19 protein-coding genes are annotated in these 22,736 nt (G+C 53.3%); 12 read left to right on the top strand and 7 right to left on the bottom strand.

Annotated elements, in window-relative coordinates:
- Positions 1–33 precede the first annotated feature (33 nt).
- Together AB9F29_RS11000 and AB9F29_RS10995 are read left to right on the top strand one after the other, a co-directional pair.
- Positions 34–486 (top strand): type II toxin-antitoxin system RatA family toxin, encoded by a 453-nt coding sequence (locus tag AB9F29_RS11000; protein ID WP_039003581.1) that lies wholly within the window; start codon positions 34–36, stop codon positions 484–486.
- A gap of 71 nt (positions 487–557) precedes the next feature.
- Positions 558–1,715 (top strand): hypothetical protein, encoded by a 1,158-nt coding sequence (locus AB9F29_RS10995; RefSeq protein WP_369755717.1) that lies wholly within the window; start codon positions 558–560, stop codon positions 1,713–1,715.
- Between the two features lie 129 nt (positions 1,716–1,844).
- On the opposite strand, the gene AB9F29_RS10990 is transcribed toward AB9F29_RS10995, so the two are convergent.
- The 4 genes from AB9F29_RS10990 to AB9F29_RS10975 all read right to left on the bottom strand — a co-directional run bounded on the left by AB9F29_RS10990 (position 1,845) and on the right by AB9F29_RS10975 (position 5,323).
- Positions 1,845–3,023 carry an ammonium transporter gene (locus tag AB9F29_RS10990; RefSeq protein WP_369755716.1) on the bottom strand — a complete coding sequence of 393 codons (1,179 nt, stop codon included), beginning with the start codon at positions 3,021–3,023 and terminating at the stop codon, positions 1,845–1,847.
- 163 nt (positions 3,024–3,186) lie between these two features.
- A complete protein-coding gene (locus AB9F29_RS10985; RefSeq protein ID WP_369755715.1) occupies positions 3,187–3,657 on the bottom strand; it encodes a CinA family protein in 471 nt (156 codons plus the stop codon).
- A complete protein-coding gene (locus AB9F29_RS10980; protein WP_369755714.1) occupies positions 3,654–4,172 on the bottom strand; it encodes a phosphatidylglycerophosphatase A in 519 nt (172 codons plus the stop codon). The genes AB9F29_RS10985 and AB9F29_RS10980 overlap by 4 nt, the downstream gene beginning before the upstream one ends.
- Positions 4,169–5,323 (bottom strand): bifunctional 2-C-methyl-D-erythritol 4-phosphate cytidylyltransferase/2-C-methyl-D-erythritol 2,4-cyclodiphosphate synthase, encoded by a 1,155-nt coding sequence (locus AB9F29_RS10975; protein ID WP_369755713.1) that lies wholly within the window; start codon positions 5,321–5,323, stop codon positions 4,169–4,171. Before AB9F29_RS10975 ends, AB9F29_RS10980 begins: the two co-directional genes overlap by 4 nt.
- A 183-nt stretch (positions 5,324–5,506) precedes the next feature.
- Here AB9F29_RS10975 and dusB point away from each other — a divergent pair, with 183 nt between their 5' ends.
- The 9 genes from dusB to hflX all read left to right on the top strand — a co-directional run bounded on the left by dusB (position 5,507) and on the right by hflX (position 17,387).
- The gene (gene dusB, locus AB9F29_RS10970; RefSeq protein WP_369755712.1) at positions 5,507–6,505 is read left to right on the top strand and encodes a tRNA dihydrouridine synthase DusB; all 999 of its coding nucleotides are present in this window, start codon (positions 5,507–5,509) and stop codon (positions 6,503–6,505) included.
- Positions 6,498–7,613 (top strand): nitrogen regulation protein NR(II), encoded by a 1,116-nt coding sequence (locus AB9F29_RS10965; RefSeq protein ID WP_369755711.1) that lies wholly within the window; start codon positions 6,498–6,500, stop codon positions 7,611–7,613. The genes dusB and AB9F29_RS10965 overlap by 8 nt, the downstream gene beginning before the upstream one ends.
- On the top strand, positions 7,613–8,989 hold the full coding sequence (locus AB9F29_RS10960; RefSeq protein ID WP_039003549.1) for a sigma-54-dependent Fis family transcriptional regulator: 1,377 nt from the start codon (positions 7,613–7,615) through the stop codon (positions 8,987–8,989). The genes AB9F29_RS10965 and AB9F29_RS10960 overlap by 1 nt, the downstream gene beginning before the upstream one ends.
- 99 nt (positions 8,990–9,088) lie before the next feature.
- Entirely contained in the window at positions 9,089–11,332 is a 2,244-nt protein-coding gene (locus AB9F29_RS10955) for an ATP-binding protein (protein ID WP_369755710.1), read from the top strand.
- Positions 11,332–12,747, top strand: a complete 1,416-nt coding sequence (locus AB9F29_RS10950) for a sigma-54-dependent transcriptional regulator (RefSeq protein ID WP_369755709.1) — start codon at positions 11,332–11,334, stop codon at positions 12,745–12,747. Before AB9F29_RS10955 ends, AB9F29_RS10950 begins: the two co-directional genes overlap by 1 nt.
- A gap of 85 nt (positions 12,748–12,832) precedes the next feature.
- A complete protein-coding gene (gene trkA, locus AB9F29_RS10945; RefSeq protein WP_335585535.1) occupies positions 12,833–14,209 on the top strand; it encodes a Trk system potassium transporter TrkA in 1,377 nt (458 codons plus the stop codon).
- A gap of 2 nt (positions 14,210–14,211) precedes the next feature.
- Positions 14,212–15,729 (top strand): TrkH family potassium uptake protein, encoded by a 1,518-nt coding sequence (locus tag AB9F29_RS10940; RefSeq protein ID WP_369755708.1) that lies wholly within the window; start codon positions 14,212–14,214, stop codon positions 15,727–15,729.
- 137 nt (positions 15,730–15,866) lie between these two features.
- On the top strand, positions 15,867–16,100 hold the full coding sequence (gene hfq / locus AB9F29_RS10935; RefSeq protein WP_039003554.1) for an RNA chaperone Hfq: 234 nt from the start codon (positions 15,867–15,869) through the stop codon (positions 16,098–16,100).
- Between the two features lie 6 nt (positions 16,101–16,106).
- Positions 16,107–17,387 carry a GTPase HflX gene (hflX, locus tag AB9F29_RS10930; protein WP_369755707.1) on the top strand — a complete coding sequence of 427 codons (1,281 nt, stop codon included), beginning with the start codon at positions 16,107–16,109 and terminating at the stop codon, positions 17,385–17,387.
- 35 nt (positions 17,388–17,422) lie between these two features.
- On the opposite strand, the gene AB9F29_RS10925 is transcribed toward hflX, so the two are convergent.
- Complete coding sequence (locus tag AB9F29_RS10925) at positions 17,423–19,903, bottom strand: penicillin acylase family protein (protein ID WP_369755706.1); 2,481 nt, start codon at positions 19,901–19,903, stop codon at positions 17,423–17,425.
- Positions 19,904–19,985: 82 nt separating this feature from the next.
- Between AB9F29_RS10925 and AB9F29_RS10920 the strand changes: the two genes are divergently transcribed.
- Complete coding sequence (locus AB9F29_RS10920; protein ID WP_369755705.1) at positions 19,986–20,891, top strand: NAD(P)-dependent oxidoreductase; 906 nt, start codon at positions 19,986–19,988, stop codon at positions 20,889–20,891.
- Between the two features lie 68 nt (positions 20,892–20,959).
- Here AB9F29_RS10920 and AB9F29_RS10915 read toward each other — a convergent pair whose 3' ends face one another.
- Both AB9F29_RS10915 and hemB read right to left on the bottom strand, forming a co-directional pair.
- On the bottom strand, positions 20,960–21,538 hold the full coding sequence (locus tag AB9F29_RS10915; protein ID WP_039003558.1) for a YSC84-related protein: 579 nt from the start codon (positions 21,536–21,538) through the stop codon (positions 20,960–20,962).
- Positions 21,539–21,691: 153 nt separating this feature from the next.
- On the bottom strand, positions 21,692–22,693 hold the full coding sequence (gene hemB / locus AB9F29_RS10910) for a porphobilinogen synthase (protein ID WP_335585540.1): 1,002 nt from the start codon (positions 22,691–22,693) through the stop codon (positions 21,692–21,694).
- Positions 22,694–22,736 lie beyond the last annotated feature (43 nt).

Genomic DNA, 22,736 nt, shown 5'->3' with positions numbered 1-22,736 from the left:
GGGGGGCAACGCCATGTAAAAATTGGAAACACAATGTCTAGCCACCAAGAAACGCGCATATTGCCCTATTCCGCCGAGCAGATGTACGATTTGGTCGCTGATGTGGCAAAATACCCAGAGTTCCTACCGTGGTGTAGTGGTGCACGCATTCGTTCCGTTACGCCGATTGACGGCGGCGACGAGGTTCTTGCGGACCTTGTGATCAGCTTCAAAGTGTTTCGCGAGCGTTTTGGCAGTCGCGTGCGTTTGTTTCCCGCGCAAAGCTTGATTGAGACAGAATATCTTGATGGTCCATTTAAATACCTCAAAAGCCATTGGAAATTCCGTGACATTGATGCTGGTGGTTGCGAAGTAGAGTTCTATGTGGATTTTGAGTTCAAAAACATCATTCTGCAGAAACTCATCGGTGTCGTTTTTAACGAAGCCATGCATCGCATTGTGAGAGCCTTTGAAATCCGTGCCAAGTATTTATACCCGATGCCTTAAAGGTCCCTATTGGAGTTCCTTTTTGTTTTTTGACTAGGAAGGATAACAATGTCTGAAAATAGGAAGAAAAAATGAAGGAAGTCATACTACACATCGGAATGCACAAAACAGGATCGTCATCCATTCAGGCGAGCCTTGAAAACTACTCCGATGACACCACGACTTATGCACGCTTTGAGGAGACTAACCACTCAATGGCGCTCTCCACTATTTTTTCCGAAACGCGATATGACTATCATCTCTGGAAGATTGTGGGCCTTTCCAAAGATGAGATTGATGACAAAAAGAGACACTATCTAGAGGTTCTTGAAAAAGATTTAGTTGATCCCAAATTTGAAAGGTTAATCATTTCTGGAGAAGGCATTAGCATGCTGCTCTGGGAGGAAAAACGTTCATTGCTTCGCTTCTTTAAGTCTAGAGGTATTCGGGTCAAGGTTGTCTGTTTTGTGCGTGCGCCCAATGACTTCGCTACATCTGCAATTCAGGAACGTATTAAAGGCGGTGGCCTTAAAACTCTGCCATATATGGACCCTGTCTATAGGCAGCGCTTATTGTACTTTAGTAAAAATCTACCAAAGGAAAGCTTGATCGTAAAAGATTTTGCAGATGTTGTGAGCGAATATGGTGATGTCGTTACGGGCTTTGCAGCTATTTGCGGGTTGGACAGTGAACGCATTGACCGAAAGCGGGTGAATGAATCTTTGTCGGCGACTGCAACGAAGCTTGTGTACCGGCTTAATAAGCTACCTATTACTATTTTCGGTAATCATGACCGCGTTATGGCGAGACAAAAACTAATAAACATTCTATCAATGGCTTTTCCAACTTCAGGTGATGATAAGCTTGATGCTGGCGTCCTGTGCGGGCTTTTGAGTCCTACAGTAGATGATGATGCAAAGTTTCTCCTAGATAGCTTTCACGTGGATTTCACTCAAGTTTCGCATGCGTCAAATTTGGAATCATGCGAAAAATATCTGTCCGATTTGTCGGACATAACGCCAAAACTATTACTTGATGCTTTGAAAAAACAACAAGTCCGATTGCCGCGCTGCAATACGATTGATGAGATTCTAACGAAATTATATCAAGAATGTTTGCAAGAACGCTCTAACGTTTCCAAACTTGAATCTAGTGTCACGCACCTCCGTAATCTTGCATTGAAAACCGGAGAGCAAGGTTGGCTCTTTAGGAGCGGAAAGCATGTGTGGAAGTTTTGGCATCGGAGATAGGGGTAGATTTAGAATGCTTGTTTCCGGTTATAGCTTAGAAAAGCGGCGGAAAAGTTAGTCGGTGCCTTGCGTTTTTCCAATAAAATAGGACCGCGCAGCGAAGCACGGCCCCATTATTGTATTCGCTGACTACGAGTTGAATTCGTAAGCGCGCTCACCGTGTTCTTCGAGGTCGAGGCCATTTGCCTCCATCTCCTCTGTCACGCGGAACATCACGACCATGCTGGCCAATTTGACCAAAACCACAGTGACAACCAGTGTAAATCCGCCCACGATTGCCAGCGAGCCGAGTTGCGCTGTCCATGTGCCATAGCCAAACACCGCAATCATAATCGTGCCGAAAATACCGCCCACACCGTGCACCGCGAACACATCCAATGTGTCGTCTAGCTTGATGCCGTTGCGGATGAAATTCACGGCTTCCTGACACAGAATGCCTGCGATCGCGCCGATAATCATAGCTTCAACAGGGCCGACAAATCCCGAAGCGGGCGTGATTGACGCAAGGCCCGCGATGGTCCCTGTGACAATCCCCACGAGGCTGGCTTTGCCATATTTAACACGTTCCCAGAAGGCCCACGTCAGTGAAGCGGTTGCCGCTGAAATATGTGTGACGGTAATCGCCATAGCTGCGCCGCCGTCTGCTGCGAGTTGTGATCCGCCGTTAAAGCCAAACCATCCAACCCAAAGCATGGATGCGCCGAGCATCACCAATGGCGGCGAGTGGGGCGGCTTGGTCGCCACCCTGCGCGCGCCCAACATCACCGCCAAAACGAGGGCTGCGATCCCTGCCGTTTCATGCACAACGATGCCGCCCGCGAAGTCTTTGACTCCGACCGCGCCAAATATCCCGCCGTCCGACAGGAATCCTCCGCCCCAAATCCAGTGGACCACGGGCGCATAGCACAACAGCATCCACAGGCCCGAAAACAACATTACAAATCCAAAACCGATCCGTTCAACATAAGCTCCAACAATCAACGCGGGGGTGATGATCGCGAAGGTCATTTGGAACGCAAAGAACAATACTTCCGGCAGAGTTCCCGTGAGGCTGTCGACAGTCACCCCATCGAGAAACATTTTGCCCAAGCCGCCCCAATAGGCGTTCCCGTCGCCAAACGCGATGGTATAGCCAAAGGCGAACCATAGAACGCTCATTAAACAGGCAATTGCATAACAATGCATGAAGACGCTGAGTACATTGCGCGCCCGCACGAGTCCGCCATAAAACAGCGCAAGCCCTGGTATTGTCATAAACAAAACCAAAGCCGTTGCGACCAAAATCCAAGCTGTATCTGCCCCGTTCATATTCCGCTCCGTTCGTTCCAAAATCCAGTGTTAAGGGGTTGAAGCGACTTGTGCGTGCTGAGGAAAGAGGCAAGGGCCTGCCTTGGGGTCTAAAATACGGGCAGTTCTAAAAGACGCTAAAATATGCGCAATATTTTAGCGACCTGCACAAAAAAACGTCAAATTAAGAAAGCGCGCGCAACAAAAGTGCGAGGGCGTGGTCTCGGGCTTTTATCCGCACATTGTCGCGCCCTAAAGCGCCAAATTCGACGGTTTCACTATGTGTGTCCTGCCCCAAACCAGCGACTCCAAAACACACGCGCCCCTCGGGTTTAAATTCGCTACCACCGGGGCCGGCGATCCCCGTGATCGATACCGCAAGGGTAGCACTTGAATGGGCGAGCGCGCCGTCGGCCATCTCACGTGCCACTTCCTTCGAGACAGCGCCGTGGGCCTTAAGAGTAGTGGCGCTGACGTTTAACATGTCCTGTTTTGCTTGATTGGTATAGGTGATGAAACCGCGATCAAACATGGCAGAGCTTCCCGCGGCGTCGGTCAAAGCCGCGCTGACCATGCCGCCCGTGCAGCTTTCAGCTGTCGCAATCAATGTCTGCTTTACCTTAGCCTTTTCAAGAATTTGCGCGGCCAAGCTCATGTCAGGATAATGTGATAAAGCGCAGCAAAGGCGACAACCACAATCGCCGACATCACGCCTGCGATCACGTCGTCGAGCATGACGCCAATTGCATCGTCGCGCTCGTCCGCCCAGCCAACAGGGCCTGGTTTCGTGATGTCAAAAAGCCGGAAAGCGGCAAAGGCGACGATCCATCCTGGATAGAGCGCCAAAATCGACGCCCCCATGATTTGCGCGCCATAAGACACGGGCAAAAGCGCGATCCACATACCGGCGACCTCATCAATAACGATCTCGCTGGGGTCGTGATCTGTCTTGCCACGGGTTTCTTTTTCAATCGCCCAGACTCCGATAAAGATGACCGCAACTGTCGCTAATACAGCCCCCGAAAACCCCCCGTATAAATGGACGAGTAGGAAGACGGGCAGGGCCGCGAGGCTTCCCCATGTGCCCGGAGCGGGTTTAATAAGGCCCGCGCCAAAGAATACAGCGATGTGTTTGCTGGCTTGGGCCGAGAAGGTTGCGAGTTTGCTCATTTTTTCACCAATGTTGTGGTTGCGATTGAGGCAATGCCTTCTCCGCGCCCTGTAAATCCGAGGCGTTCGGATGTTGTTGCTTTCACACTCACACGATCCGCCTCCATGTTCATAATTTCGGCCATTACTGTTCGCATATTGGCCGCGTGGGGGCCGATTTTGGGGAATTCACAGATCAAAGTGCAATCCACATTCGAGATTGAAAACCCCATTTCCGTCGCCAGTTCCACCGCGTGGCGCAAGAAAATTTGGCTTTCAGCGCCCTTCCATTGGGGATCACTTGGGGGGAAATGCTGGCCAATATCCCCCTGCGCCAAGGCACCATAAATTGCATCCGTCACTGCGTGCATGCCGACATCTGCATCCGAATGTCCTTGGAGACCGCGCTCGAAGGGGACGCGCACTCCGCATAAAACAACATGGTCACCCGTGCCAAATCTATGCACGTCAAAGCCATTTCCAAGGCGAATATCCATAGGGTCTTCTTTCATCGCTAAGAGTCGTTCCGCGCGGTCAAAATCTGCGGGATAAGTGAGTTTTAGGTTGTCTTCGTGGCCTTGAGTTATGGTTACGTCTATCCCTAAACTAAGGGCGAGTTCCACATCATCTGCGGCGGCTATTCCAGAGGCATGTGCCGCACGAATGATATTTATTTCAAAGCCTTGTGGCGTTTGTGCGCGGTATAATCCATCTCTTGCCTGCGGGGCCGTTACCTGCCCGTCAGCCCCGCGCCAAAGCGCATCTGTTACGGCAAGAGCAGGAGCGGCGGCGGGGCCAGCTTTAAGAGCTTCAATCACGCCATCTATGGTCGATTTTGCCACCAAGGGGCGTGCGCCATCGTGGATTAAAACATGGGTGATCGGGGAAGGAATTTGCGTAAGTCCGCGGGCGACCGAGGCGGAGCGACTATCGCCGCCCTCCACATATATCACATCGGTTCGGCCTTTGAGGGCGTCGCGCGCGCACTCCACTCCGCTCGATGGCGCAACAACGATTATTTCGGAAATCAACGGGTGGTTGGAAAAGCAATCGACCGTGTGAGCCACAACCGCGCGCCCCGCGAGCATTTGGAACTGTTTCGCACGCCCAGATCCGTCGGCGCCCATGCGAGACCCATTTCCAGCGGCAACAATTAAAGCAGCAATGCGCATAGGGGATTGTTAACCTTCGTTGTTTTCACGCCCCTTGTTTAAGCAATGCGCGCAATGAGAACAATGGGCGAGTTGCTGCCTAAATTTTATGCAATGCGTGTTTTTCGCGCAGAATGCACCGTCGCGGAATTGCCTTTTGCTTTTGTGGGGCGTAGCACTGAAATGTGCACAAGGATTAGGCGTTTGACCATTAATATTGCAGATATCATTTTGGACCCACCGGTCCTATTGGCGCCATTGGCCGGAATTACGGATTTGCCGTTTCGCAATCTGGTGTCGTCCTTTGGGGCTGGGTTGGTCGTGAGCGAAATGGTTGCCAGCCAAGAAATGTTTCAGGGCAAACCCGGCGTGCGCGAACGGGCTGAACTGGGGTTTGACAGCAGCAATACCTCGGTTCAGATCGCCGGAAAAGACGCCTATTGGATGGGCGAAGCCGCAAAAATGATCCAAGATAACGGCGCGCGTGTGATCGACATTAATATGGGCTGTCCGGCGAAAAAAGTCGTGAACGGCTATTCAGGGTCCGCCCTGATGAAAGATTTGGACCATGCGCTGACCCTGATTGAGGCTGTTGTTGAGGCCGTTTCGGTGCCTGTCACGCTTAAAACCCGCTTGGGCTGGGACGACGCTTTGCTTAACGCGCCCGAACTCGCGGCCCGCGCAGAGGCTGCGGGCATCCGAATGATTACTATCCACGGACGGACTCGCTGCCAGTTTTACAAAGGTCGCGCCGACTGGGAAGCGATTGCCAGTGTCAAAGACGCCGTTTCCATTCCCGTCGTGGCGAATGGGGACATTATCAATGCCGATACCGCGCGTCAGGCCCTTGCACAATCTGGCGCGGATGGTGTGATGATTGGCCGTGGCGCACAGGGAGCGCCGTGGATTCTAGCACAGGTCGCGGCCGATCTTTTTGGCTCCGCACCCCCCGAAATCCCGCAGGGAAATGCCCTGATCGACATGGTTTCGGGGCACTATGAAGCCATGCTTGAATTCTATCCCGTCCCTCTTGGCGGGCGCGTCGCACGCAAACATCTGGGCTGGTACATGGATGGCGTTCACACCCCAGCCGCCCTGCGCAAAGCCGTTTTAATCGAGAAAAACCCCAAAACTGTGTTGGCGCTACTGCCCGATGCTCTTTCTCCTGACCATAGCCCGATCGAAGGACTGACCGATGATTGAATATGACATTGACCTCTGGGCGTCGCTGCCAATTCCAGCGCTGATCCTTGACGATGCTGACTGCATTCTCGAGAGCAATGCCGTTGCCGAAGCCTTTTTGAACTCCTCCGCAAAAATGCTCATAGGGGCGTCGGTGTGGGACAAAGTTATGATCGACTCGCCGCTGGAAACCAGCTTTCAGCGTGTCCGAAAAGATCATTCCGCGTTATTTATCAATGATGTAGACGTGGGAAGTGGCGAGCGCGCGCCGGTGCTGTGCAACATTCAAATTGCGTCCCTGAGTTCTAGTAAAGGCGAGCGGACGGGTAAAATCCTCCTACTGATATCGCCGCGCGAAATTGCCGATCGGTTGGGGAGGAGCCATTCGGTCAAAACTTCGGCGAAATCCGCGATCGGGATGGCGGAAATGCTGGCCCATGAGATTAAAAACCCGCTCGCGGGCATTACGGGGGCCGCGCAACTCTTAGCGATGAACCTGTCGAATGATGATCAAGAAATGACCGACCTCATTGTCCAAGAATGCCGTCGGATTGTGAAACTTCTGGAGCAAGTCGAGCAATTCGGAAACGTTTTGAAGCCGCAATGTACCGCGGTGAATATCCATGATGTGCTTGATCGCGCGCGGCGTTCGGCGATGGTGGGTTTTGGCGCACATATGGAAATCATTGAGGATTACGATCCCTCCATGCCACCCACATGGGGTGATATGGACCAGCTCCTTCAGGCGTTCCTCAACCTTTTGAAAAACGCCTCGGAGGCCAATAAAAACGGCGGCAAAATCCGTATTCATACCTTCTATGAAAACTCGATGCGCCTGCGTCGGACAGACGGGTCTGGCTCGGTCCCGCTTCAAATTGAGATCATTGACGATGGCCCTGGATTGCCGAGCGAAATTGCGGGGGACATCTTTGAACCCTTCGTTTCTGGGCGTGAAAATGGCACGGGGCTTGGCCTTGCGTTGGTGAGTAAAATCATCTCGGAGCACCAAGGCTGGATTGCCGTTGACTCGTCCCCCGGGCGCACCGTGTTTCGGATTTCGCTGCCTGTTGCCCCAAAAGAATCCGCAATTGATGCGCCCAACACTCAAAATAAAACGGAGATCCTATAATGGACGGTACAGTTCTTGTCGCAGACGACGACCGCACAATTCGCACAGTTCTAACTCAAGCGTTAACGCGGGCGGGCTGTAAAGTGCACGCAACCTCGTCGTTGATGACGCTGATGCGCTGGGTCGAAGAAGGGAAGGGCGATTTGGTGATTTCCGACGTGATGATGCCCGACGGCAATGGCATAGAGGCCCTGCCACGTATCGGAGAATTGCGCCCCGGATTGCCGGTAATTGTGATTTCCGCCCAAAACACGATTATGACCGCAATCCAAGCCGCCGAAGCCGAGGCCTATGACTATTTGCCCAAGCCGTTTGACCTGCCCGATTTGATGAAACGCGCCGCGCGCGCCCTAGAGATTAAGCGCCGCGTCAATCCCTTGTCCCACGAGACCGGCGCGCCGCGAGAATCCACCCAAGATGATCTGCCGTTGGTGGGGCGCACGGCCCAAATGCAAACCCTCTATCGACTGGTAGCGCGAGTGATGAACACCGACTTGACGGTGATGATCTCGGGTGAAAGTGGCACGGGCAAGTCGTTGATCGCGCGAGCAATTCACGACTTTTCTGACCGCCGCACTCAGCCATTCATTGTGGCCTCCGCCAATGATTTGCAGGGCATGGACGGGCCAGCCACCGTTATTTCACGCGCCAAAGGCGGCTCGATCCTGTTTGACGAAGTGGGCGATCTCGACGCCGACGCACAGGCCCGTGTAGTGCGTATGTTGGATAGTTTTGGCGATAATGCACCGCGTATTATGGCGACGAGTCAGTCGAATTTGAGCCTGAAAATGGAGGCAGGGACGTTCCGCCAAGACCTCTATTACCGCCTCTGTGGTGTGACCATCACGGTGCCGTCCCTGCGCGAACGGGTCGATGATATCCCGCTTCTTGCTGAACATTTCCTTGCGAAGGCTGAGCGCGAAGGAGCCTCTTTGCGTCGGATTGGACCGGATGCAATGGAACTCATTCGCGCCTTTAGCTGGCCTGGAAATGTACGCCAGTTGGAGAATTCCGTGCGCCGTTTGGTTTTGACCAGCGTCGGCGAAGAGATTAATCGGGCCGAAGTTGAGCTTGTCCTCGGGAATCAGCCAGTAATCGAACCCGCGAATGGTGGCCGCGAGGGCGAATTGCTCTCGGCCTCGGTGGCAAAACATCTGCGTCGTTATTTTGACCTTCATGGCGGTGCGTTGCCGCCGACAGGCGTTTATCAACGTATTCTGCGTGAAGTTGAGACGCCATTGATCGAGATATCACTTGATGCAACGGGTGGAAATCAGGCGAAATGCGCCGATTTACTTGGGATTAACCGAAATACCCTCAGAAAGAAGATCACAGAGCTCGAAATTAACGTGACACGCCGCCGCAAATTGATGTAAAAGAGCAACATACCCGTTGCAAGAAGGCTGCTACCCTTGTGACAGACGGTATATATTGTGGCGTGCCTATCGAAGGGCACAGTATCTTTGGGGGACGCGGTGCCAAGTTTGGTCCGTAGTGCGACATTCAATAGGCTTATACGTTTAAGGCGCCAAAAGCGTTTTCAAAACTTCGCGACCCTCGGAATGGTGGTTTTGGGGCCTATTTTGGCTGCTGCGACGTTTGTGATTCTTGGGCCACTGGAAGTTTCGACAGGCCCCAATAGTCTGCGGCTGATTCTGCTGGCGGATATGATCTATGCCCTCGTCGTTGCGGCCTTGGTTCTCCAACAAGTCGTGCGCATGGTGTCTGCGCGACGCGCAAAATCCGCGGGTTCAAAACTCCACCTTCGACTGACGGGTGTTTTTGCCCTCGTGACGCTTTTGCCGACCATTCTGGTCGCTGTGTTCGCCATGTTGACGGTGAATGTCGGGATTGAAGGCTGGTTTTCGGACCGTGTGCGACAGGTGGTTTCAAGCTCACTGGATGCCGCCCAAGCCTATGAAGCCGAGCATCGTCGCGATCTTGTTTCCGACGCCGAGCAATTGGGAAATGACATCGACATCGAGGCCTTGGGGAATTTTCGCATGTCCGACGGCGATTTGCGCGAGATTTTGACCAATGCCCAAGCCAATGTGCAACGTGGCCTACGCGAGGCCTTTGTCGTTGACGGGGCAGGGACCATTCGGGCCCGCGGGGATCGGTCTTATTTGTTCAACTATGAACAACCCAAATCTTCTGATTTTGACAAAGCCAGCAAGGGCGAAACTGTTGTCATTAAGGACTGGGAAAATAACGAATTTCGCGCCCTTGTCGCGCTTTCAGGGCTAACAGATCGCTACTTGTACCTGTCGCGCGAGGTTGATGGGGACATCCTAAGCCTGTTGGACGAAACAAAACAAAACGTTTCCCTTTATGAACAATTGGAAAAGGATCGCGGTAAAATTCTGTTTGAGTTTGGCCTGCTGTACCTCGGGTTTGCCGTCATTTTGATCCTTGCCGCGATTTGGCTCGGACTTTGGTTTGCGGAGCGTCTTGCGCGACCCGTGGGACGGTTGACCAGTGCGGCACAACAGGTTGGCGCAGGCAATTTGAACGTGCGCGTATATGAGGAGGCTGGCGACGACGAAATCGCGCTCCTGTCGCAATATTTCAACCAAATGACGGGGCAATTGCGGGAGCAACGGGAGACTTTGCTCCAGAATACGCGCCAAATTGAGGATCGCCGCCGCCTTTTTGATTCCGTTTTAAGCTCGGTCACTTCCGGCGTTGTCGGGCTGGATGCGGATGGAGGCGTTGATTTTGTGAACCGTTCGGCGCAGGGGTTGTTGAATTTAGACGACTCTGGCAATCAAAAACTGTCTCTCGCGGTGCCTGAGTTCGGTGACTTTTTTGCCCGCACACAAGCCAACCGTGCAGAATCCGCACAGGAAGAAGTCCTTGTCGTGCGGGACGGGAAGCAAGAGAACCTCCTCGTGCGGATTGCTCCTCGACGCGGTTCAGGGGGCGCATTGGAAGGGTACGTTGTGGCCTTTGATGATGTGACCGACCTCGTTTCTGCCCAACGCATGGCCGCTTGGGGCGATGTGGCGCGTCGGATCGCGCATGAAATTAAAAACCCGTTGACGCCTATCCAGCTATCGGCCGAACGTTTGAAGCGAAAATATTCCTCAAAGCTTTCGGAAGAAGATGCAGAGGGCATGGCCTATATGACAGATGTTATTGTGCGCAAAACCAATGACTTGCGGCGTATTGTCGATGAATTTTCCAAGTTTGCGCGCATGCCAGAACCAGAACTCCGCAGTCATGATCTGACCGAAATTATGCGGGACGCCGTTCATCTGCAAACGGGTGCGCTTGATCCCGTGAAGTTAGTCGCTGAGTTGCCAGAGGAGCCTATATTTGCGGATGTGGATTCAACGATGATCGCACAAGCCTTGACCAACTTAATTAAGAACGCGGGCGAAGCGGTTGAAACACATGTCGAAAATGGCGTTCCAGATGGGTTTATTCCTATGGTGAAAATTAATATGGAAGCAGATGACGAGACACTGCGCATTCGTATTTCCGACAATGGCATTGGCTTTCCTATTGATCGCTCACGCTTGTTTGAGCCGTACGTAACAACACGCGATAAGGGCACGGGTCTTGGCCTGCCCATCGTTAAGAAAATCATCGAGGAGCACGGCGGGACGCTGGCGCTTTTGGATGCAGAAATATTTGGAAACACAACACATGCAGGCGCTTGTGTGGCTGTTGCCCTTCCTTTGGGCACGCCAAAAAAACTGAAAGAGGTGAGCTGATGAGTGACATTCTTATTGTTGACGACGAACGTGATATTCGTGAACTAATATCGGATATCCTTAAAGATGAAGGCTTTACAACGCGTCTTGCAAGTAACTCTGACGAGTGTATGGATCAAATAGCTTCTGAGCCTCCGAGTTTGATGATCCTTGATATTTGGCTGAAAGATAGCCAAATGGACGGCATCGACATCCTGAAATCGGTGAAGCGCAGCCATCCCGATGTGCCTATTGTGATTATTTCTGGTCACGGGAATATCGAAATCGCCGTCGCCGCGATAAAACAGGGTGCCTATGATTTCATTGAGAAACCCTTCAATATTGACCAGCTTTTGGTCGTTATTACGCGGGCGATGGAAACGTCGCGCTTGCGCCGTGAGAATAGTGAGTTGCGCCGTCGGGACGTAACGCTCAGTGAAATGATTGGATCTAGTTCCGCCTATAAGGCCTTGAAATCAAACCTTGAAAAAGTCACCAAATCCAATGGCCGCATTATGCTGCGGGGACCTGCTGGGTCGGGCAAGGAAAGCGCTGCGCGGTATATTCACAGCGAAAGTGATCGCGCGTCTGCACCGTTTATCGTGGTTAATTCCGCGTCAATTGAACCCGAGCGGATGGAAGAAGTCCTGTTTGGGCGCGAAAGCCCAGAACGCGGGATTGAACCTGGGTTGCTTGAGGAAGCGCATGGCGGCGTTATCTACTTTGATGAAGTTGCCGATATGCCGATGGGGACGCAGAGCAAGATCCTGCGCGTTTTAGTCGATCAGCAATTTCAACGCGTGGGCGGCGGCGAAAAGGTTCGCGTTGATATTCGCGTTATATCGAGCACAAACAGGAACTTGCAGGCCGAAATTGAAGCTGGAAATTTCCGTCAGGAGCTTTTTCATCGTTTGAATGTCGTGCCGATCACCGTGCCCTCGCTTGAAGACCGTCGGGAAGATATTCCCGAGTTGGCCGTCGCCTTTATCGCAGCCTTTAACAAGGATCAGGGGCTACCTTTGCGACATCTTTCGGAGGAAGCGCAGGCCTTGTTGCAGACCATGAGTTGGCCTGGAAACGTGCGCCAGTTGAAAAACGTCATCGAACGCATTCTTATTCTTGGCAATGACAGCGAGATTATTGAGGCAAGCGATTTGCCACAACAGGGCGAGCCGTCTGGTGGGAGCTCGGGCGTTGTTCTTTCGGCGGGTTTGGCGACCTTGCCGCTTCGTGAAGCGCGTGAATTGTTTGAACGCGAGTATTTAATGACGCAAATCAATCGGTTCGGCGGAAATATAAGCCGCACCGCAACCTTTGTTGGTATGGAACGCAGCGCGCTTCATCGCAAACTCAAGTCGCTTGGGATTGTGACCAGCAATAAAACAGGCGCACGAGTGGCGCATATTGACGATTTTGAGGGCGAGGACTTGGAATAAGCATCACCAATTGACGCACTCAAGGGCATAGGCCATAGATTGCTACAAATGAGAACCCATTGAAGAAGCACAAAAGGGCAGTTTTATGAAGGTCATCATCTGTGGCGCGGGACAAGTTGGCTGGCAAATCGCCCGCCATCTTTCGGGTGAACGCAACGATGTAACGGTTGTGGATAACAATGCCGAACTGGTGCGGCGCGCTATGGATACCTTGGAAGTTCAAGGGGTTGCAGGGTTTGCGAGCTATCCGGATGTTCTCAAGGCGGCGGGGGCAAGTGATGCGGATATGATCATCGCGGCGACCCATTCGGACGAAGTGAATATGGTGACCTGCCAAATCGCCCATTCGATTTTTTCCGTGCCCCGCAAAGTGGCCCGTTTGCGCAGTAAATCGTATCTCGATGCCATTTACTCCGATCTTTATCGCCGCGATCACATGCCGATCGACGTGGTTATTTCCCCCGAGAAAGAGGTTGCTGCTGCGGCCTTGCAACGCCTCGCGGCGCCTGCTGCCTTTGATACAGAAAGTTTTCTCAACGGCAAAAGCCAGCTTTTGGGGCTTCAACTTGATGCGGATTGTCCGGTTCTAAATACGCCCTTGCGTCAGTTGACGGATTTGTTTTCAACCCTCTCGGCGAACGTGGTTGGTGTGCGTCGCAAAGGGACATTGTTTGCGCCAGTACCCAATGATCAGTTGTTCGCTGGCGACCAAATTTACGTATTTACTAACAGCGAAGACGTGGCACGTACCTTGGAAGTGTTTGGAAAAGTCCAACATAAACAAGACCGTGTGGTTATTTTGGGTGGTGGGAATGTGGGGCTTGCCGTGGCCTTGGCGTTGGAAGCAAAAGGCCGCACCGTGCGCACAAAAGTGATTGAGCGCGACCGTGCCATTGCTGAAAAAGCCGCTGACACTTTGGAGCGGACAATCGTTTTGAACGGCGACGGGTTAAGTCCTGAATTGCTTGAAGAGGCGGGAATTGATCGTTCAGACGCTATTTTATGTGTCACCGACGATGATAAAACCAATCTATTGGCCGCGGTGCGCGCCAAGGGTTTGGGCTGTAAAATGGCGATCTGCTTGGTGAATGACCCGTCCTTGGTGCCACTTTTGGCCCCCATGGGGATCGACGCCTATATCAACCCGCGGTCCACAACTGTGAGTTCTATTTTGCGCCATATCCGGCATGGCCGTGTGCGCGAAGTTTACTCCATTGGCGACGCAGAAGCCGAAGTGATCGAGGCGCAAGTGCTCTCGACAAGTCCGATTTCGGGACGGGCGCTGAGGGATATTGAATTCCCTGAGGGTGTTTTGGTGGGCGCCGTTTTGAGCAAGGGCGTCGTGTCGCGGCCCGAAGGCTCCATGCGGATCGAAGAGGGCGATGTGTTAACCATTTTCACCATGGCCGCCGACGTGCCTGAGGTCGAGCGCCTCTTGCAGGTTTCGATCGACTTTTTCTAGCCATGTTAGCCCGTATCCTTGGCCTGCCGTTGTTTGTGATCCTGATGGGGATCGGATCGGTGGCGATGTTTTTACCCGCGCTTCACGCCGGGGCAACGCGTGATTTTCAAACGGCGCGGGTCTTCTTTTACGGCGGGTTGTTGTTCCTGATTTTTACGTTGATTATCGCGCTGGCAACCGCAAATTATAAGCCGCGTAATGAGACGGGCTCTCATCTTCTGTCGCTTTTTGTGTGTTTTGTGCTGCTGCCGATGATGCTCGCGGTGCCCTTTCATCAAACGGTAACGACGTCGACGTTTGGCGAAGCGTATTTCGAGATGGTTTCGTCAATAACGACGACGGGCGCGACGCAATATGCCGACCCAGCGCAACTGCCCCGTTCTGTGCATTTATGGCGGGCTTTGGTGGCGTGGCTGGGTGGGTTTTTCGTTTGGGTTAGTGCCGTGGCCATCCTTGCGCCGTTGAATCTCGGCGGATTTGAGGTCTTGGCTGAGGGGCGGCACGGAACGGGATCGAGCCTGTCCCAGATCTCCCGCGTTGCCGGTGGCTCCGTGCGTTTGCAACGGGCTGCCCTTCGACTCCTCCCGATCTACAGCGGGTTAACGGCGGTATTTTGGGTCTTTTTAATTATCGCGGGTGACCGACCTTTTGGGGCGCTTATTCACTCAATGTCGACCTTTGCAACCAGCGGGATTTCGGCCACGGGCGGTATGCAAAACAACTCATCCGCGGGGTTTGGCGAATTTGTCGTCCTGATTGGCATGTGTTTTGCCCTGTCACGCCTGACTTTTTCGTCTGATATGAAGGCCCGCAGCATCAATGTTCTCAAAACCGATCCTGAAATCCGCATTGCGACCTTTCTTATTATGGCGGTACCGTCGCTGATTTTTATGCGCCATTGGTTTGGTGCCCTCGAAGAACAATCGGTAGAGGATGCGCGCCAAGCGCTCTCGGCCCTTTGGGGGAGCATCTTTACGACGGTTTCTTTCCTTTCGACCACAGGTTTTGAGAGCGCCTCTTGGACGCAAGCGAGCCGGTGGTCGGGCCTCGCGACACCGGGGCTTATTCCGCTTGGCTTGGCGATGGTTGGTGGCGGTGTGGCCACCACGGCGGGCGGAGTGAAGTTGTTGCGGATTTATGCGCTTTATAAAAACGGGCAGCGCGAAATTGAACGGATTATCCATCCCACAAGTGTCGCGGGATCGGGGCCTGCGGTGCGCCATTTACGGCGGCGTGGGGCTTATGTTGCGTGGATTTTCTTCATGCTGTTTGCCCTCTCGGTGTCCTTCGTGATGCTGCTCTTGGCCTATAACGGTGTTGGTTTCGACAATGCGCTGATTTTGACAATCGCGGCGCTAACGACAACTGGACCCTTGGCAAATGTCGTGACGGAAATACCGATTTCTTATGCGACCTTGTCACCCACGGTAAAGCTGGTTTTAGGGGCGGCAATGGTGGTGGGACGGCTCGAAACCCTTGCCGTTATCGCGCTTTTAAACCCCGACACATGGCGTCGATAGCGGCAAAATTACCATTTCATAAATTTTGATGCTTTTTTTGCACTAGAAACTATACGCATGGATAGTCATACTGGCAGATAAGACCGAAACAGCCTTTAGTGCTGGCATATAAAAACAAGAAAAAAGGCTATAAAACAATGGCTGCCGACAAACAGAATTTACAAGACGCCTTTCTGAATCATGTTCGCAAGACAAAGGTTCCAGTTACTATTTTCCTCATTAACGGTGTGAAACTTCAGGGTGTTATCACTTGGTTTGACAATTTCTGCGTGCTTTTGCGTCGCGATGGTCAATCTCAGCTGGTGTATAAACACGCGATTTCAACAATCATGCCGTCTCAGCCGATCAGCCTTTACGACGGCGAAGAATAGGCAAAAATGGGCGAAGAAATTCCCGAGAAGTCCGTAACGCCGGTTTGGGTGCTGCATCCTGATTTGCGTAACGACCGCTTTCGCCGTGATCCAGAATTCGCTTTGCAAGAGGCGGTTTCTCTCGCTGAGGCGATGCCCGAAACCGATGTTGTCGGAGCGACAATTGTACCCGTTCCCAAGATTCGGGCTGGGTGGTTGTTTGGCAAAGGCAAAACCGAAGAGCTTAAACAACAGTTTTTGGAAACCCATGTTGATCTCGTCATCATTGACGGTACGTTAACGCCCGTTCAACAGCGCAACCTCGAAGAAGAGTGGAACGTCAAAATCCTCGACCGCACGGGTTTGATCCTTGAGATTTTCTCGGATCGGGCGCGTACCCGTGAGGGTGTGTTGCAGGTTGAAGTGGCAGCATTGTCGTACCAACGCACCCGTCTTGTGCGGGCATGGACCCACCTTGAGCGGCAACGTGGCGGGCTTGGATTTGTGGGCGGACCGGGGGAAACGCAGGTCGAGGCCGACCGTCGTGCTCTTGATGAACGCATCCAAAATCTCAAACGCCAGCTTGAAAAAGTTGTCCGCACCCGCGCCTTGCATCGGCAATCACGCGCACGCGTACCGTTCCCTGTGGTGGCCTTGGTTGGCTACACGAACGCAGGGAAATCTACGCTTTTTAATCGCTTAACGGGGGCCAATGTCTTTGCGAAGGACATGTTGTTCGCCACGCTTGACCCAACCATGCGTTCGGTTGAATTACCGTCCGGCAGAACGATTATCCTCTCGGATACGGTTGGTTTTATTTCCGAACTTCCCACACAATTGGTCGCGTCATTCCGTGCCACTTTGGAAGAAGTTCTTGAGGCCGATTTGATTTTGCACGTGCGCGATATTTCGCATCCGTTGACCGATCAGCAATCGCGCGATGTGACAACCATCATGACCGATCTTGGCGTGTCTAAGGAGACGCCGTTGATTGAAGTGTGGAACAAAGTCGATCTTTTGGACGCCCAAGAACAAGAGGGTATTCTTGCCAAATCCGAGCGCGAAGAGGCAATTTTTGCCACCTCGTCGATTACAGGCCAAGGCATTGAGGCGCTGCTTGATGCGGTGTCCGAAGCGCTAACCGATCCCAAAACCTACCGTGATCTTGTGCTGCCGTATAGCGACGGTAAAAAACGCGCGTGGCTGTTTTCAGAGGGCTTGGTCGAGGCTGAGACCCAAGGCGAAGACGGGTTCCACCTCAAGGTTCACTGGACCGCACGCCAAGAGAAAAACTTCCGCGATATGTAAAGTGACGCGCCATGAATTTGGCGCGTCCTATTCCGTTACTTTGGTTCCGGACTCAAGGTTGCAATCCCAACGGAACCCGCACGCGCGAGGGCGGGATCAAGGCTCATCGGGAGGTATTCCCCACGGCGCCAAAGTTGCCCCATATCATCATAATGGCGACTTAACGGATGGCCCGATTGCCCCGTTGCGATGATGAAAACAGAACTGTCAGGGTCTGCGAAATCATAAACACCACGATAGCCCGCCCCTTGAACATTGGAAAACGGTTCGTCTTCCGTGCCCGAGGTGAGGCCCATCATAAGGGTGTTATCGCCGCCTGAAGTGCTTTGGCGAATATTGACGAACCATTTGAGAATAGGCGTTTTACCTAGGACAGCATGGTCGTGGGTGGCCTGATGCGCATCCCCCCAACGCAACGACGTCAACGCGGAACCATAGGTCTGGTCTAGCCATAAAAGCGCATCGTCCAAGGCAATCCGCGCGAGGTCCTTGCAATTCTCGGGCTGGGTGGATTGCACGATGTCACACCACGCGCTCGCGCCGTCGGTATCGCGGTAAACGCGGTCGATAAACACGGGATTGACGTGGGTGAACTCATCGGCAAGCGGGCCAAGTTCGTCTTGGATTAACCTTTTTTGCAGGGCCCGCATCCATGCGGCATAGATCAGCGGTTCTGGGAGGTGTTCATTCATTTCCCCGTTCCAATTTGCCAAAAGATCGAGCGCGATTTGGCGGCGGCGTTCGATGGTGCCGTCCGGAGCCTGTGCGCCGGAAAACCATAGATCGGCGGCAATCAACGGCAGAATGCGGCGCGCGGTATAGCTCACGGTATCAAGCTGGCCTTCGATGAAACTCTCGCGGGTGTGGACTTCGCGGTTTTGCATCAGCTTTTTCCAACGCTCAATGCGTTCGGTATCCCCCCAGTAAAAACTTATATGATTGGGGAAGGGACGGTCGATAATCTGGTTGTTGGTATTGCCCAAAATACCCCCCGCAGGTTCACGGAATTCGGGGTTGAAACTATAGGGCATGCGCCCTTGCCAACGGTTGTTTTCCAGCCATCCGGGGGCCGGTGTGCGGCCTTGGGTTTGGTGGTTATAGGCGCGACGCGGGGCCGCGCCGAAGGTCTTGAGAGCAATTTCCTTGCCGTCCACCAACGTCACGTTTTGCGCACTGCCGATATAGGTTTCGCCTGCGGCAATGGCCTCGTCGATGGTTTTGGATTTCATCAGCTTCATCAAGGCGCTCACGGAGGTGTCATGCGCTGAAAGCGCGGTCCAACCAAGGGTGGCGACGTGGCCTTGGGGGGTGATTTTCCCGACATTATAGTGGCTTGGCGGTAGGACAGGGCCATTTTCAGTCCAACGCAAAGTTAGGGTACGCGGTGCGCTGTCCTTCACATGGACGATGGTTTGGCGAATTTCAAAACGTTTGTATCCGGTGGGCGTCAGGTATTCCTCGGAGTCTTCGGGGTTGAGCTGCTCAATAAACAGGTCTTGATCGTCCATGAACGCTGCCGTCAGCCCCCAACCGATGTAGTCCGAGCGCCCAGAGAGGATCACAGGGACGCCCGGAATTGAGGCGCCAATGATGCCGCCCTGTTGCAACTCGATCCGTGCAAGATACCAGATCGATGGCGCGGAAAAGCCCAAATGCGGATCGTTGGCGAGCAGTGTCGCTCCCGCCGCTGAACGCGATGGCGCGGCGGCCCAAGCGTTCGACGCGCCTGCAAAAGCGCGTTTTTTGAACGGCGTAAGGGCCGCGATCATCGGGTCGAGAGGTTCCGCGAATTGCGCATAGATCGGGTATTCAGACTTGGGGAACAGGCTGGTGTATTCTGGCAACGCGTTGATCGGCATGCCCAAGGGATCGGGCAACAGGTCTTTGACCCGCTCTTTGGGGAGGGCCAAAATCGCCCGCGTGCGCAAAATTTCATCTTCAAGCTGGCCTGAAAATTCCAGCGCCATTATTTTCCCAACGGCGATGGAATCCGCGGGAGTCCACGGGGCAATGGCTGTGGGAAACAGGAAAAATTCCGGCGCGCCACGTCCCAACGCCCCCGTATTGATTTGCGCAAGCCAACTGTTGACGCCCCGCGCATAGGCATTGAGCGCCAGCGTAGTTTCGGGATCTTGGTCGCGCACCGAGCGTTTGGCCAAGTCATAGATATCAAGGCGGCGCATTAGGTCGTCGACTTGCAAAGCGCGTTCCCCAAAAAGCTCCGACAAGCGGCCTTCAGCGGTGCGGCGCATCAGAACCATTTGCCATAAGCGATCCTGTGCATGGGCGAATCCAAGGCCGAAATAGACGTCCTCGTCGGTTGCGCCAAAAATATGAGGCACACTGGCGTTGTCACGGATAATTTCGACGTCGCCCGTGATTCCGGTCACAACATAATCGGCGTCATATTCGGGAATGGAACGGCTGGCCAAGTAGTAAACGCTGAAAAAAGCCAATGCGATCAAGGTCGCAAGAGCCAGAAATAGACGGGTAAGCCATTTAACAAAGGTCGACATGACGGCTCCAGGTTGACGCGCGGATTGTATACATTAAGGTCTGCCCCAAAGAGACTCGGCATGGAATTCCGATGGGTTTCCAGTGTCTACGCGAAAAAACTTTGGGAGAAAAGCTATGGCGAAAATCACTTTCTTGGGTCTAGGCGTTATGGGCTATCCCATGGCAGGACATCTTGCGGCGGCGGGGCATGAGGTAACAGTTTTTAACCGCACAACCGCTAAAGCCGAGGCTTGGGCCAAGCAACACGGTGGCAATTTTGCGCCGACACCCGCGCTTGCTGCCAAGGGTGCAGACTTTGTGATTTCCTGCGTGGGGAATGACGATGATTTACGCGCAGTTTGCACGGGGCCAGACGGGGCGTTTCAATCGATGGCGGAGGGCGCGATTTTCGTTGACCACACCACGGTTTCGGCGGCCGTCACCCGCGAACTTTACGCGATTGCCGCAGAATCCGGCATTGGATTTGTCGATGCGCCCGTGTCCGGCGGCCAAGCAGGTGCCGAAAACGGCGCACTTTCGGTGATGTGTGGCGGTGATCAGGATAAATATGATGCGGCCGAACCCATCATGCAGGTCTATGCCAAGGTTTGTCGTCGTTTGGGCGAAAACGGGGCAGGGCAATTGACGAAAATGGTCAATCAAATCTGTATCGCTGGGGTCGTTCAAGGGCTTTCCGAGGCGCTGCATTTTGCGGAAAAAGCGGGCCTGGATGGCGAGGCGGTGATCGAGACGATCTCGGCGGGCGCTGCTGGAAGCTGGCAGATGCAGAACCGTTATAAAACCATGTTAGCCGATGAATATGATCACGGGTTTGCGGTGGATTGGATGCGCAAAGACCTTGGGATTTGCCTTGATACGGCGGATGAGAACGGTGCGAGCTTGCCGATGACCGCGCTTGTCGATCAGTTCTACAAAGACGTGCAGAAACTTGGTGGCAATCGTTGGGACACCTCAAGCTTGTTGAAACGTTTGCGCCATATGGGGTGAATTTTTTCCCTTCGGTCATAAAAAAAGGCGGCTCACATGAGCCGCCTTTTTTATTACATCTCAAACCCTTATGGGATGATGCGCGAGTATTTTGATCCTTCGAGCGTCGCGCCCGCCATCAAGCCCGCTTGGCCAAAGACTACGGCGATCACTGGCGCATTGGAGGTTGTTGTCGCAACCGACAGATTGCTGCCTTTGTCATTTACGGCATATTCGATGTCGGCACCTGCGGCCCAACCGCTTGCGCCGCGGAATTTGTTCAACGCAGGTTCGGTCATAAAGAACAACACATAGGCGAGTTGTTGTGCACCAATTTGAAAGCCAACCGAGGCGGATGTCGCAGAATAGTAGTCGACGGTCGCGTCGTTGATGCGCAGCGCGCCTTTGCCAAACGATCCCCCCACGCCTAAGCCCGCTTTGGTCACCACAGGCATTACCAGCATCCCCGTGGATTTTGCGCCAAGGTCAACAGTTCCGGGATACGTTGCGTACATATGACGTACGGTAGCGTCGACTTGTAGGTCCAATACGGCGGCACCATCGTTGCCCACGCCATTGCCACAGGCCGCTGTCGTTGCCGCAGCAGCACCTGCTGTCAGCAGAAAGCCGCGACGCGAAAGCCGCTCAAAATGCGTTGGTGTTTTCATTGCTTCATTCCTCAATTGTTGGTCCCAAACACGTGTTGGAAACCATTTTTAGTGTCGGGTCACACCCGATCTTGTTCAAAACTATAGGGGAGTCCCATAATATTGTCATTATATATAGGTATGTGTTGCGAAAAAATGCGAAAATGTGCCGATTTAACGTCCGGCTAAAAGCCGTGCTGCGCGCGGGGCAAAGTAGGTTAGAATGCCGTCACAACCTGCGCGCTTAAAGGCCATAAGGCTTTCGATCATGGCTTTGTCGCCGTCAATCCAGCCGTTTTGTGACGCCGCCATTTGCATCGCGTATTCGCCGGACACTTGATAAGCAAAGGTCGGCACGCCGAATTCGGATTTTACGCGGTGGCAAATATCTAAATACACCATGCCCGGTTTGACCATGACCATATCCGCGCCCTCGGCCAGATCGCGGGCCACAAGGCGCAGGGCTTCGTCGCTGTTTGCGGGATCCATTTGATAGGTATTTTTGTCGCCTTTGAGCGCACCAGAAGCGCCAACTGCATCGCGAAACGGGCCATAAAACGCACTGGCGTATTTCGCAGCATAGGACAGGATCGTTACGTTTTGGTGTCCTGCGGCCTCAAGGGCGGTGCGGATTGCGCCAATACGCCCGTCCATCATATCCGACGGGCCCAGAATATCCGCGCCCGCGTCGGCCTGTGCGAGGGCCATTTTCACCAAGGCCTCAACGGTTGCGTCATTGACGATTTCGCCGTCCACAACATAGCCATCATGGCCGTTGATATTATAGGGATCCAAGGCGATATCCGTCATCACAGCGATTTCTGGAACGGCAGATTTTATTGCGCGGATCGCCCGATTGGTCAAGTTGTCCGGATTCCACGCTTCGGCGCAATCCTCGGTTTTCAGAGACGCATCAGTATAGGGGAACAGGCAGATCGCGGAAATACCCAGATCGGCGGCCTCGCGGGCGGCCTCGACGATTAAATCCACCGAAAGGCGCTCAACGCCGGGCATGCTTTCAATTGGTTGGCGCGTATTTTCGCCAGCGACCACAAAAACTGGCCAAATAAAATCGGCGGGCGACAACGTATTTTCCCGCACCAAAGCCCGCAACGCAGGCGATTTTTTCAAGCGGCGCAGGCGCGCGGTCGGGAAAGGGGCAATAATTGTCGGCATTTTTACGTCCTCATGCAATTCATGTCCTTGGTTGGCATGGATT

Origin of the sequence: Falsihalocynthiibacter sp. S25ZX9, from assembly GCF_041205405.1 — a bacterium.
Taxonomy (GTDB): domain Bacteria; phylum Pseudomonadota; class Alphaproteobacteria; order Rhodobacterales; family Rhodobacteraceae; genus Falsihalocynthiibacter; species Falsihalocynthiibacter arcticus.
Note: the sequence above shows the minus strand (reverse complement) of the source record. Positions and strands in the feature narration are given on the sequence as shown.